This window comes from bacterium (genome assembly GCA_019912885.1).
Lineage (GTDB): Bacteria > Lernaellota > Lernaellaia > JACKCT01 > JACKCT01 > JAIOHV01.
Window position 1 is genome coordinate 1 of record JAIOHV010000113.1, and the last position, 13,000, is coordinate 13,000.

A 13,000-nucleotide genomic window follows, 5' to 3' on the forward strand; every position below is an offset into this window, starting at 1 on the left:
GGCGTCGGCGTATCCAGGATGGGCGGGAGCATCTCGATCTCGCGCATCGTGCGCACGACGTCCGGATTGATCATGAACAGAAGGAGCACGAACAGAAGAATGAGTCCGACAAGCGCGCGGTTTTCCCACTTGGAGAGGAAATCCTTGGTGCCCGCCCAGACGACCTCTTTCCAGGTGGAGAAGTCGTCGCGGCTCGGCGCGTGCTCGAGGTGCAGCGAGGCCGGATCGAACCGCGTGAAGTTGCGCGGATCGTGAAGGAAGGCCTCGATCGACAGATCGAACGACCACGACATGCTCGAGATCTCGGCGGCGTGCAGCCTGGCGCCCTGGACCTCGAGTTCGATTTCGGACCGGGCGGGCTCAAGGTCCGCGGCCGGGTCTTTGTGGGGATGTTCAAGCATCAGATCTCAGTACTCCGGTCGCCCCACGATGTCCTGCATGAAAACGTCCTGATGGACCTTGTATTCCGCGAGCGAAAAGCCCGTGTACAGCCGGTAAACGCGATAATTGATGTCGGGCGTCATGCGGCGGGCCTTCGCCTTGAAGCACGAATTATACACGATGACGCCGTAATCGACGTAAATCGCCACGTTGCGTTCGCCGTAGTAGCGCGTGAAGAACACGATGTCGCCGTAGGTGATGTCCATCGGGTTCTTGATTTCCTCGGCGTAGCGCGCGATCGCCTGCTCGAGTCCCTCGCCGCGCACGCGGATCTTCCACGGCACCTGAAGGACTTGCTGCAGGAATTTTTCGGCGCTGCAGAAATTCAGGCCGCGCCCGAGCTGATCCTTCAAGGCCGGCGTGATGACCGAGCCTTCCATCAGGGTCACCTTGTCCATCGCGGTGACGTCGACGTTCGGGTATTGAACGCCGCACGGACCTTCGGCGAAATCCATCTCGATGACGTAGCGGAAGCGGCCTTCGAGCGAGCGATAGCCGATGAGCCCCTTCATCGAGAAGTCGTAAAGGCACGAGTTGTACTGGTCGGCGATCGAGAACGACTTCCACGTCGAGGTCGAATAGGGCAGATAGCGGCCCTTGTCGTTCTTGTAGAATTTGATGCCGAGCTTCTGCTCGTAGAATTCCATCGAATCGTGGAACAGGCCGTAAGACGGCGGATCCTTGAGCGGCTGCCGCATCAGTTCGTCCTGAGCGAAATTGCTCTCCTCGGGACCGGACGCCGCCTTGCTCGCGCAACCCATGGCGAAAAGCGCGAGCAACAACAGAATCGGAAGGGCCTTTCGAGCCGTCGAGCGCAACATTCGGTTCGATCTCCCCACGTCAGTATGCCCTGTCAAGGGACATGATGTGCAGCCGATTTTCTTCCCGCGTGATTCCGATGAACAAACGGCCGGCCGGAGTGCCGATGCCATCGGTCAGTCCGACCCCGCCGCCGATCGTCAGCGCGGTAAAATTGAAGCCCCGGAAAAACTTGCGATACGCTCCCATCACCTCGGCGTAATCCTCCCGGGAATCGCCGAACGGATCGCTCGCGAACGTGCGTACGGCGGAGTCGAGCATCAATTCCTGGCCCCAGGCAAACCGGAACTTGACGCCAAGGCCGCCCATCAGTTCGTCGTCGGTGCGGAAATCGCCGCTGTTGGGATGGGCGACTTCCTCGGACAGGCCCGGCAGGCGCGCCCGATCCTTTTCGGCGAAATATTTGTATCCGCCGTTGAAAACCACCGTCCACCACTCGCGGCCAAGGTCCGCCACCAGGCGCGGTGCGACCGTCAGGCCGCCGTCGGAGGTGTATTGATCGTCACGGGGGTTGTTCAGCACCGGGTAGCCGAACGTCGTCACGAGGCCAACGCCGAGGCAGCGCTCCAGGCGGTCGATCAGGATGAATTTGAGGTCCAGGCGAATGTCCTCGAACGCGAACGAATCGGTGTCCTCGCCGATCTTCACGCCCTCGGGGCGATCCGGATCGTCTTCCTCGAATTCGTCGATAAGCGGATGGGGATAGACTTCGGTGTCGTATTCCTCGTCAAACGTCCGAAATGGCGTGAATGGAAAGGCCAGGCCGACATTGACGTATTTCGACAAACCGATGGCCCACACGAGGTTCACGCCCGCCTGATTCTCGATCAGCGTGGCTTCCTCGCTGTCCGGCGGCGCCTCGTAATCGAGAATGTCCGCCGCGACATCGCCATAAAGCCCATAGAACATGCGGAAGTGACCGAGCGGTTCCGATCCGTACGTCGTGATCAAACCGCTTCCGTCCACCGTCGGCTGGAAAAGGTGCAGGTTTTTGTCCAGCAAACCCTCTGCTCCCGCGGCGCGCGCCGTCGCCAGAATCATTGCCAGCGCGAACACCGCGCCGCGACCTCGTCGCGTGAGCATACGACCTCGTTTCCTTAAGACAGGAGATGGCGTCAAAAAGTTCCGATCCCCGAACCCGTCCGCTCGCTACCCCGAGGAACGCACCACCGCCGCGGGGCGATCGATGCGTTCCCGATGATCCTTCGCCGCCGGTTTCCAACCCACAAGCCGGATCGCCGGGGTCCCTCCGACGACTCGCGCGCCGGGGGGCTCCCGCCATTTTTATCCTGGAAATCCGTCGCGACGAAAAATCGAAAAAAGGACGCTGCATTAAATACATGCCCCCCTATCGTGTCAAGCGCGCGGATGCCGATTTCCGCAGGACACGCTTTCTTTTTGAGGGGCGCTTACGCGACGTCCTCGCGCGCGCCGGCCCGGTCGGTTGGCGGGACGCGCCGTTGACCCGCGCGCGCCCGCCTTTCATCATCCCGGGCAATGACTTTCCGCCGATTTTACCTTTGCGCGCTGTTTTGGATCGCCGTGTCGGCGGCGGCGTGCGCTCCCACCGACGCGACGTGGCAGCGGCATCTCGTCGCGCTCGATCAGTCCGCGAAAAGCGCGCTTCTCCTGTCGCTTCCCGATCGCATCGTCGTGAGCCGCGCGTTCGATACCGGCGCTGAGATTTCCATCGAAAGCCTGGATGTTCCCGTCGATCTTTCCGCATGGGAAGCGCCGCTGGCCGAGCGAATGCGTTCAAGCCTTCTTGCCGATCACCCGGACTGGCCGCTCGTCGCGGCATCCGGCGCGGCACCCTACCTGAGCGCCCTCCCCGGCGGTCCGGACCCGGATGACGGGCGCGCGGTTGAACCGGTTCGCTCCTGGCCGGCGCCCGGCCGCTTTGAACGCGCGTCCTATCGACCCGCCGCCGACCTGCGACCGCGATCCGATTTTGAGCCGATCCTTTTCCGCAGCCACGCGCCGTTTCAAAACGCCGGGCGAAACGTTTTTCGCCGCCTCGACGCGCGCCGCGCGCACGAGCGCCTGGATGTCGCTTACCTGGTGCTTGTCGAACTGACCGATATCGAACGGCGCTCCGATGCCGCCGGCGGCGCGCGGGTCGTTGCCTATCACCGCATCGTATCGCTGCGCGACGGCCTCATGATCACCGAAGAGCGCAACGAATTTTCGGCCGCGCGATCGCATTCGGTTATCGGCCCATCGCTTGCGAACGCCGGCGCAAACGACCTTGCCGTCGATATCGAATCGGTGCGTCGGGCCACGGCTGCGTTCGCCGAGCGATACCCGGTTGTCATGGCCTGGCAACTCGGGCTGATTGACGATGCCGCCGCCGCATCGCGGCGCGCGACGTGGTGACGCTTTCGACCTTGTTCGGGCCGCGCGCCGCTGATAGGCTGAGACGCAAACGCGTTAGGGGGTCGTTCATGTCGCGGATGAAACTTGCCGTCCTTCTTTTTTCGGCGCTTATTGCCCTGACCGGCTGTAACGGCGAAAGCGGCGATCTTGCGGACGAAACCGGCGCCGGCGGCGAACGGGACGCCGAGGCTCCCGAGCGCGCTCCCGGCAAATCGACGCCGCACGCGGATGCCGATCTTCCGGTCGGCGCCGAAATCGACGGCCGCATCATCATTCCAAACGGCCGATTCATCTCGCCGCTCGGCAACCAGGTGACCGCGCCCCGCGTCATGACCTCGGCCGTGACGTCGCCCGACGGCGAATACGTCTTCATGACGTCGATCGCCGACCGGCGCGTCTCGGTTTTCCGCACGTCCACCATGACCTTCACGCAGAACGTCACCCTTCGCGGCGTGTTTCAGGGCCTGGCCATGAACGCGGCGGGCGACAAACTTTGGGTTTCCGGCGGCGGCGACAACTCGGTGTGGGAATTTGACGTCACGAACGGCGTGTTGACGCAAAATCGCGTGCTGCAACTTTACGGCTATCCCATCGGCATCGCGCTCTCGCCGGACGAGTCGACCTTGTACGTCGCGCTGTCGCTTGGGAATAAGGTCGCGGCGATGCGCCTTTCCGACGGCGCGACGACGCGCGTCTGGCCGACGGGCGTGTATCCGTACGCGGTGGCCCTCAACGATTCGGGCACGCGCGCGTACGTGAGCAACTGGGGTTCGGATTCGATCACCGTCGTCAACACGACGAACAACCAGGTCATCGACGAGATCGCGGTCGCCAAGGCGCCGCAGGGCGTCGTGTACCGCGCGGGCAAGCTCTACGTCGCGTCGTCCGACGAAGACATCGTCAGCGTCATCGACACCAACGCGAACCTGGTAACCAAGGAAATCTCGCTGAACGGCGACGACTACTATCAATACATGCCGACCTCCATGATGCTCGACGGCACGAATCTGTACGTCGTGTGCTCGGGCTACAACGCCATCGCCGTCATCGACACGCTGACCGACGAGTTCCTCGCGCTCTGGCCGACGGGTTGGTACCCCTCCGCAATCGCCGTGTCGGACCAGGAGAATCTCGTCATCGTCGCCAACGGCAAGGGCGAAGGCTCGGGCCCCGGCGGCGAAGCCAAAAACCAGCCGGGCACATTCAGCGTGTTCGACCGGCCCGATCCGGAGGATTGGGACGAATTGACGCAGGACGTCATCGACAACAACGAACGCACGAAAAATTTCTACACGAACCTCGCTTTCGAATCGCCCATTCCGCGCCAGCGCGGCGTGGCCAGCGACCAGATCAAGCGCGTCATCTTCGTCATGAAGGAAAACAAGACCTACGACCAGGTCTTCGGCGATCTTTCGCACACCAACGCCGATCCGGGGCTTTGCATCTATTGCGGCGAGTTCACGCCGAATGCGCACGCGCTCGCGGCCGAGTTTTCAAACTTCGACAATTTCTACTCCGAGGCGCAGAACTCCTATCGTGGCCACATGTGGGCGACCTCGACGATCTGCCCCGATTACATCGAAAAGGTGGATTTCGCCGAGGGCCGGTTCGGCATCCCGAACATCGAGCACACCTCGCGCCCGGCGAAAGGAACGATTTTCGAGCACCTGCTCGACAACGGCATCCCGTTCCGCGTCTACGGCGAAATCGTCGGCACGCTCGGCGACATGGACAAGATCTACCCGTACGTCAACCTGCACTACGGCTTTTACAACATGCTCGTTTCCGACGAGACGAAGATCGAAGAGGTCATCCGCGAGATGGAGGCGGGCATCTGGCCGCCGTTCATCTTCATTCTCATCCCGAACGACCACACGTACGGCTCGGACGAGGGCAAGCCGACGCCCGGGTTTCTTGTCGCGGACAACGACCGCGCGCTCGGGCGACTCGTGGATTACGTCAGCCATTCGCCGTACTGGAACGAGACGGCCATCTTCGTGACGCAGGACGATCCGCAGTCCGGCGCCGACCACGTCGACGCGCACCGCACGATTGGCCTTGTCATCAGCCCATGGGCCAAGCGCGATTTCGTCAGTAGCACGCTCTATTCGATGAACAGCATGTTCCTGACGATGGAGTTGATCCTCGGCATTCCCTCCGTGACGGGATACGACCGCGACAACGCGCCGATGTATGACGCGTTCACCATGACGCCGGACTTCACGCCGTTTGACGCCCGGCCGCGCACCATCCCGCTGGAATACAACCCCGCCAACGGGCCCCTGGCCGATTGGTCGCGCAAGCAGGTCTGGGATATCCCCGACCAGGTGCCGAACATGGGCGAGATCCATTGGAAGATCATGCGCCCCGGCGAGGAATTCCCCTGGCATCTGTCCGTTGACCGGAACATCCTCGAGGAAGAGATTGCCGAGGACGCCGACGAGGCGGACGAATATCGCGCGATGATGCAAAGGTGGATGGAAGTTGCGCGCGCCAGGGGGATCCAGCCGCTGGCACCGAACCTGATGCGCGTGGAACCCGTCGAACCGTGATGCGTCGCCTCACTTTCGTATTGTCGCTTCTCGCGGTCGCTGCGCTGCCCGCCCACGCCGCGGACGTCACGCTCGCGACCGTGAAGGAGCACCTGGCCGCCGCCAAAATCGAGGTCCAGGATGCCGGCGACGACGCCGTGCAGTTCAAGACCGGCTTTCCCGACGGCGAACCGGCCGCGTTTTTCCTTCGTGTCGACGCCGGGCGCAAATACGTCTACGTGGCGATCGTCGATCTGGCGCGCGTCGAGGCCGGCGATGCCGCGTTTTGCGATAAGGCGAGGCGCCTTCTCGCGCTCAACTACAAGCTCGCGCTCGTGAAGCTCGAATGGGTGGACGACACGGGCGAGGTGCGCCTGTCGCACGATTTCGCGACCGAAGGCGGCCTGACGCAAAACGAGCTGATCGCCGCGATTCAGCGGCTGCTCGGCGCGGCCGAACAGGTGCGTCCGCTGCTGGCCGAAAAGGCTTCGCCCTCGATGCCGGAAAAGCCCGCGGCCCTTCGTTGAGGCGAACGCACCGGATGTGGTACATATCGCCCTTGGCAATACCACATAGGCTAAACGACCGGAGCCGCCCATGCGCCTGACACCGCTTGATATCCAGCAACATTCCTTCAAGAAAAAAGGCGAGCGTTACGAAGCCGCGGAGGTCGACAGCTATCTCGATCTCGTCCGGCAGGACTACGAGGAGACGCTTCGCATCATCGAGGGACAGAAGGATCAGATCCGGAAACTCGAGGCGCAACTTTCCGAAATGCACGCCAATGAGCGGGTTCTGAAGGACGCGATCATCTCGGCGCAGAAGATGGTCGAGGACATGAAGGCGAACGCGAAAAAGGAGGCGGAGATCGTCGTCGCGGAGGCGCGTCTGGATGCCGAGCGCATCGTCGACAACGCGCGCCACGAGGTCGAGCGCGTGCAGTACGACATCGCCGAACTCAAGCGCCAGCGCGTTCAATTCGAAACGGAGCTCCATGCCCTCATCCGCGCGCACGACAACCTGCTCGAGGCGACGAGCGCGCGCATGAAGGAAAAGGACGGCGAGGCGGCCAAGCTGAAGGTCTTCCCGAAAAAGGCCTGACCGCCCCAAAGCTCCTTTCCCGTTTGCCCCCCTTCCGCACCGACCGAAACGATCTTCTCATCGACGTCCGCCTGACCCCGCGCGCATCGCGCAACGCGATCGCCGGAATCCATGACGATCGACTGAAGATTTCCGTCACGAGCCCGCCGGTCGACGGCAAGGCGAACGCGCACCTTGTGAAGTTTCTGGCCCGGCGGCTTGGCGTCGCGGCCTCGTCCATCACGATCGAGGCGGGCGCGAATGACCGGCGCAAGACGTTGCGCGTCGCCGGGGTTACGATGGAGACGGCGCAAAAGCGCCTGCTGGAGGATTCGTCTTGATCCGGTCCGTCGTCATCGCCGTCCTGTTTACGTTTTGCGTCACCGCTTCGGCGGCCGCCGGCGTCGCGCAATGGAAGACCATCAAGACGACGCACTTCCGATTCGAGTACACCGATCCCGACGAGCGCATGGCTCGCTATCTTGCCGATCACGCGGAGACGATTCGCGCCGAGGTCACCTATCTCATCGGTTTCGACTTCAACGCGCGCACGCGCGTCGTGATCGCGCCGAGCCTTGAGGCGTACACGACGACGCAGCCGCGCTCCATCGTGCCGGAGTGGTCGATCGGCGCGGCGTTCCCGCGCGACAACCTGATCGTCCTGCTTTCGCCGCGCGCCGCGATTCGCGAGAGTTCGAATGTCGAGCCGCTCGAAACGTTCAAGCACGAGGTCGTGCACATCGTGATGGGCCGCGCGCTCGCCCCGCGCGACGCGCCGCGCTGGCTCGATGAGGGCATCGCCAAGCACGTCACGGAGCCGTGGCACGAGGGCAAGACGCTGCGCATGACGTACGCCGTGCTCGCCGGCAAGACGATTCCCCTCTCCCGCCTGACGCGCGGTTTTCCGCGCGACGAGGACGAGGCGCATCTGGCGTATCTGCAAAGCCAGGCGTGGGTGGATTATCTGTTCCGCCGCGCGGCGATCGCGGATGTCGTCGAAAAACTGCGCGAGGGGCAGTCAATCGAGCAGGCGCTATCGTATGCGACGCACGTCCCCGTCCACGACCTCGACCGCGAGTTCCATGAATTTATCGAGGCGAACTACACGTGGGTTCACGTGCTCATCGGCGGCGACCTTGTTTGGGGCGCCGCGTCGATGCTCTTTCTTGTCGTTATCGTCGTTTACTTTTTCCGGTCGCGGCGGCGGATGCGTCGATTGCAGCTCGAAGACGATCTCGACGAACTTCGGGGCCAACGCCGCGATCTTCTGCGCGAGCGGAAAAAGCGCCGCCTCTACAAGCGGTGGGAAGATTTCGCGGACGACTATCTGGATTACGACAATTGACGCTCAGTCCCGCCGCGCGTCTCGTGCCCGCGGATTCGGGTGCGCGCTCGTGTAACCGGGGATGTCGATGCCGTGCTCGCGCGCCCAGGTGAGCGCTTTCGCGATGCCGCGGCGGTAGGTTTCCGTCTCCTCGTGTTCCTCGGCCTCGTCCTCCCCGTCCTCCGGCAGCGCGTATTGCTCGGGCCACGGATCGCCCGGGCGCGTCAGATCCCACAGGACGCGCCCCAGATTCTCTACCGCGTCGGGCGTCGTGAAATCGGCGTCGTCGCAATACGCCTGCCACGGCAGGCCGAGGGTGTTTACCTCAAAGGGAATGTTGCTCGGGATGGCTTCGTACGGCGTCAGATCCGGCGTGGCGGTAAATGCGTCGTAGAGCGGCGACGCGAATTCGTCGTACTTCGTCATCGCGGGAATGCCGAGGATGTGCTCGATCGTCGACCAGATGTTCGCCGTCGTCGCAAGCACGCTCGAGACGTGATCGCGTTTGGCCCACGGGCTGATCACCAGGCACGGCACGCGGTGCGGGTCGATGTGGTCGGTGCCCGACTGCGGGTCGTCCTCGATGACGAAGATCGCCGTTTCGCCCCAGTCGTCGCGGTTTGAGAGAGACTCCACGAGGCGGCCGAGCGCCTCGTCGTTGTCCGCCACGAGATAGCGCGCGGTCGGCGCGCCGGATTTGCTGCCGTAAGTGTGATCGTTCGGCAACACGATGTAGGTGAACGGCTCGAAGATGCCCGCTTCGATCTCGCGGAAGATCTCGGTGATCTTCACGCGATCATCGACGCCCATGTTCCAGAAGCCGTATTTGAAATCCATGTACGGCGCGAACCGCTCCAGATCCTCGGCCATGCCGACCACCTGCCCGTAGCTGCGGAACGGCACGTCGTTATCGAGCAGGTTCGCGAAAATCGAACCGCTCGGCGGGCGCGTGTCCTCGTCGAAATCCGAGATCGGGTAGAAACCCGGCGCGCTATAGGCCTTTTCCGCGTGATCGTTGACCATCGAAAACGTGCCCCACAGATGCCCGAGCACGCTCGTGTCGCCTTCCGAATAGCAATTGTCGAGGACGGTGTACGTTCGCGCGAGTTTGTACGCGTTCGGCGTGACGAACTCGCCGAAGTTGACGAGGTCCGGATCGGCCTCCACGCCCTCCAGGTCGCCGAGGATTTGATCGAACGTCTTGTTCTCGCGCAGGATGAAAAAGACCTTCTTGATGTCTTGGGACGGCGCGCCCCACGTGGTCGGGATCGGCGAAAGAATCTCGCCGGAAAGATCGAAGTGCGAAAGCGAGAAGCGTACGTTGTTTTCGACCTGCGTTGTGTAATCGGCAAGCTCGGGCGCGCTCGGCAGATCGACAATCGACACCGACCCCTGCCAGTTGTCCCATAGGCCAAGGCCGGCGCTGCCCTCCCCTTTGCCGTTCGTGACAAACAGAAGATCGTTCGCGCCATCGACAAAGGCGTTTGTCGGATACCAGCCCGTCGGGATGCGTCCGAGCACGGCGCCGTTTGACATGTCGATGACGTCCACGGAGTTGTAGCCGGCATTCGTGACGTAAAGCCGCGTGCCGTCGGGCGACACGTCCGCCGCGACCGGCGACGCACCGATTGTCTGCGCGCCGGGGTGCAGTTCCCAACGCGCGATTTCCGTCAGCGACGCGGTGTCGATGACGGAAACGTCGTCGCTATCCGCGTTCGGTACGTACACGCGCGAGCCGTCCGGCGACATCGCAATGAGCGTCGGATTCGCGCCGACCGGAATGTTCGCGAGTTCCGCGCCGGTGGCGATGTCGATCGCCGAAACCGTGTTCGGCCCCTGGTTGGCGACGAAGGCGCGCGCGCCGTCGGGCGTCACCTTCACGTCCACCGAAAACAGGTGCGCGGCAAGGGAGTCGATTTCCGCTCCGGTATCCAGGTCGATCACCGCGACGCGCTTGCCCATGTAGCAGGCCGCGTAGAGCCGAGATTCGTCGGGCGACAGCGCAAGCCCCGACGGCATGTTCGGAAGCGGGATTTCACGCTCCTGCGTGATGACGCCGCCGGCAAGCGTGAATTCGAAGATCTTGTGCGACGCGCCGCCGCTCACCCAGAAGCGTTCGCCGGCCGCGTCGAAGACGAGGCCCGAATAGACGTTCGAAAGCGTGCGAATATCCGTCACGGTGCGCGTCGCAACATCCACCACGTGAATCGTCGAATGTTTGGCCGTGGTAACGATCGCCGTCTGGCCGTCCGGAGACACCGCGACATCCATCGGGAAGCTCGCCGTGCCGACGATATCGCCCGCGGGGCTGATCATGCGCCCGTTCGGCAGCACGTATCGCCCGTCTCCCAGATCGCCCGGACGAAGATAGGCGTCGGGCGTCGCCTGCGGCTCGTCCGCTTTCGGGTCGACTTCCGGCACGGGCACGACGTTCCTCCCGCCAGGCGCGTATTCGGGCGCGGCGGCATCGTTCGCGCCGGATTCCGGCGTGCCGCCGGACGCGCAGCCCGAGACGATCAAAAGCACCCCGAGCGCAAGGGCAATTCCCATCCATCGACGAGAAAAAACGAATGGTGCGTTCATGGGCCGTCCGCCTGTTTGTTCAGTTGCGCGGCCAGGGCCGCGACGTTTTTGTCTGCCGGCACGAACACCGAACGATACGACTTGCCGTCAAGCGTCCAGGTGACGTGCAGCGCGTCCTCGCCGTGATGCTTGCCGCGCGTCAGCTTTCGCGTTTCCGTTCCAGAAAGGCGCGTGAACGGGATATGCACGGGCTGGCGCGAGCCGTCGATCAGAAAATTCACGCCCGTGCCGTCCGTGTAAAATACGCCCGGGCCGCCATTCAAAAAACCCTGCGCGGAAAAAGGCTTGTCGCCTCCGGCGTGATAGGTCCCCAGGTAAAATCCGCGCGCGGCCGGCCCGTCCGGCAGCTCGCCGTCGAGCATGTCGGGCGGAAGCGCGTCCCTGCGCCGCCGGACGCTGGCCACGACAGTGATGACGATCGTCAGCGAGATCAGCGACGAGAATACGATGATCAGAACGAGGCCGATGTTGAGCACGCTTCATTTTAGCCGACGAATCGCCGAAATCCACCATGCCCATCGCTCTTACCGCGCGCGGCGGAATTCGGTAGGGTGCCCATGAAAAATCGGGAGGCGTTTGCGTGAGAAACGAAATCGATCCGAAACCCGCGTTGCGGGCGAAAGCGCGAATTCTGCCGCGAAGCCGAAGTTTGCCGCGCAAAAATAGGTGCCTGTCCCGCTTTTTTCCAGGGCGCGCCGAATTTCACCATGCGCGTTTTCACCGTGAAGCCCGGCGGCCACACGCCGCATCATCATCACCCCTGCGAGCACGAAATCTTCTTCCATGCCGGTTCCGGCGAGGTGGAATATGAGGGCGAGGTCGTTCCGGTAGGACCGGGTTACGTCGCCTACGTCGCGCCCGACGCGGTTCATCAGATCCGCAACACGGGCGCCGAGGATCTTGTTTTCATTTGCGTCGTTCCCAAGGGAATCTGACGCGAGGGCAGTCCTGGATAGCACGGGAATCGCTATTCACAAGCCGCGAAATGCGGTAGGATTCTCTCGAAAATTCGGGAGGGGAGGGAACGTGCGAAACGCAGCCGATCCGAAATCCGCATTGCGGGCGAAAGGGCGAATTCTGCCGCGAAGCCGAAGTTTGCCTAGCAATAATAGGTACCTGTCCCGGATTTTTACTGCCTACGCGGGCTATCAACGCACGAATACCACGAGCCGCGACCGGCGATGGCGTGGCCCGGCGGGTTGAGCCGAAGCGCGTTGAGGCGGGAAACCATCAAGGGGTGCACCTTCGCCTGCCAACGCCCTGATCCAACAGACGTGCGTAGCCGAGATACGCTTTTCGACGTTGAAGGGGAAAGGAGCGTCGCCTGGGCCGGGTTCTCGCCGCGCATCGCGCCTCCTTCAAACAAAGGTATGCAACGCATGGCTGACTATTACGACCTCGGTGCGCGAAAAGGGAGACTCTCGCGAAAACGGCGGAAATTGGTTCAATTATTTGTTATTCTAACCTCGTTAGCATTGGCGGGATGCCACACTCAAAATGACACCCCGTCGAATCCAGCAGCCAATGATAAACCCGGCGCGAGTAGTGTTGTGCCAACAGCGACCGATCCGCGTCTTTCGCCAAACGCTTCATTAAGCGGGGATAGGGAATTTGAAAAGTACCGCGATTACATAAAAAAGGTATCGGTTGATCCCGCAGCGCGATTGCCGGAAATTCACCGTATTGTAAGAGAAGGAAAAAACGAAAGTAACCGACCCCCGGCAAAGCCGGGGGCTTTAAGTTGTGAGCCGCCCAAGGCGGCATAGTTGGGGGCCGCTCGCGAGCGGCCGGGGAGCCACCTTCGGTGGCGCTACAGCAACCTTATCTGATCTTGACGCTTGTCCTC

At 62.4% G+C, this 13,000-nt stretch carries 13 protein-coding genes; 8 read left to right on the forward strand and 5 right to left on the reverse strand.

What is annotated here, in order from left to right; genetic code table 11:
- The 3 genes from K8I61_09505 to K8I61_09515 all read right to left on the reverse strand — a co-directional run.
- On the reverse strand, window positions 1-401 hold a 401-nt coding region (locus K8I61_09505), incomplete at its 3' end, for a hypothetical protein (protein ID MBZ0272263.1).
- Window positions 402-407: 6 nt separating this feature from the next.
- A complete protein-coding gene (locus K8I61_09510; GenBank protein ID MBZ0272264.1) occupies window positions 408-1,262 on the reverse strand; it encodes a hypothetical protein in 855 nt (284 codons plus the stop codon).
- Between the two features lie 19 nt (window positions 1,263-1,281).
- Window positions 1,282-2,343 carry a hypothetical protein gene (locus tag K8I61_09515; GenBank protein ID MBZ0272265.1) on the reverse strand — a complete coding sequence of 354 codons (1,062 nt, stop codon included), beginning with the start codon at window positions 2,341-2,343 and terminating at the stop codon, window positions 1,282-1,284.
- Between the two features lie 459 nt (window positions 2,344-2,802).
- Between K8I61_09515 and K8I61_09520 the strand changes: the two genes are divergently transcribed.
- The 6 genes from K8I61_09520 to K8I61_09545 all read left to right on the forward strand — a co-directional run bounded on the left by K8I61_09520 (window position 2,803) and on the right by K8I61_09545 (window position 8,592).
- The gene (locus K8I61_09520; GenBank protein ID MBZ0272266.1) at window positions 2,803-3,636 is read left to right on the forward strand and encodes a hypothetical protein; all 834 of its coding nucleotides are present in this window, start codon (window positions 2,803-2,805) and stop codon (window positions 3,634-3,636) included.
- Window positions 3,637-3,704: 68 nt separating this feature from the next.
- Window positions 3,705-6,188 (forward strand): bifunctional YncE family protein/alkaline phosphatase family protein, encoded by a 2,484-nt coding sequence (locus K8I61_09525; GenBank protein MBZ0272267.1) that lies wholly within the window; start codon window positions 3,705-3,707, stop codon window positions 6,186-6,188.
- Window positions 6,188-6,694 carry a YbjN domain-containing protein gene (locus K8I61_09530; protein MBZ0272268.1) on the forward strand — a complete coding sequence of 169 codons (507 nt, stop codon included), beginning with the start codon at window positions 6,188-6,190 and terminating at the stop codon, window positions 6,692-6,694. The genes K8I61_09525 and K8I61_09530 overlap by 1 nt, the downstream gene beginning before the upstream one ends.
- 70 nt (window positions 6,695-6,764) lie before the next feature.
- The gene (locus tag K8I61_09535; GenBank protein MBZ0272269.1) at window positions 6,765-7,268 is read left to right on the forward strand and encodes a DivIVA domain-containing protein; all 504 of its coding nucleotides are present in this window, start codon (window positions 6,765-6,767) and stop codon (window positions 7,266-7,268) included.
- Between the two features lie 23 nt (window positions 7,269-7,291).
- Window positions 7,292-7,588, forward strand: coding sequence for a DUF167 family protein (locus K8I61_09540; protein ID MBZ0272270.1), 297 nt, complete (start codon window positions 7,292-7,294; stop codon window positions 7,586-7,588).
- Window positions 7,585-8,592 carry a hypothetical protein gene (locus tag K8I61_09545; protein MBZ0272271.1) on the forward strand — a complete coding sequence of 336 codons (1,008 nt, stop codon included), beginning with the start codon at window positions 7,585-7,587 and terminating at the stop codon, window positions 8,590-8,592. The genes K8I61_09540 and K8I61_09545 overlap by 4 nt, the downstream gene beginning before the upstream one ends.
- A 3-nt stretch (window positions 8,593-8,595) precedes the next feature.
- Here the strand turns inward: K8I61_09545 and K8I61_09550 are convergent, their stop codons facing one another.
- Together K8I61_09550 and K8I61_09555 are read right to left on the reverse strand one after the other, a co-directional pair.
- Window positions 8,596-11,154: a bifunctional YncE family protein/alkaline phosphatase family protein gene (locus K8I61_09550; GenBank protein MBZ0272272.1), complete on the reverse strand. Its 2,559-nt coding sequence runs from the start codon at window positions 11,152-11,154 to the stop codon at window positions 8,596-8,598.
- Window positions 11,151-11,630 (reverse strand): hypothetical protein, encoded by a 480-nt coding sequence (locus tag K8I61_09555; GenBank protein MBZ0272273.1) that lies wholly within the window; start codon window positions 11,628-11,630, stop codon window positions 11,151-11,153. Before K8I61_09555 ends, K8I61_09550 begins: the two co-directional genes overlap by 4 nt.
- Window positions 11,631-11,861: 231 nt before the next feature.
- On the opposite strand from K8I61_09555, the gene K8I61_09560 reads away from it, so the two are divergent.
- On the forward strand, window positions 11,862-12,089 hold the full coding sequence (locus tag K8I61_09560; protein MBZ0272274.1) for a cupin domain-containing protein: 228 nt from the start codon (window positions 11,862-11,864) through the stop codon (window positions 12,087-12,089).
- 444 nt (window positions 12,090-12,533) lie between these two features.
- A complete protein-coding gene (locus K8I61_09565) occupies window positions 12,534-12,920 on the forward strand; it encodes a hypothetical protein (GenBank protein MBZ0272275.1) in 387 nt (128 codons plus the stop codon).
- The last annotated feature ends 80 nt before the right edge of the window (window positions 12,921-13,000 follow it).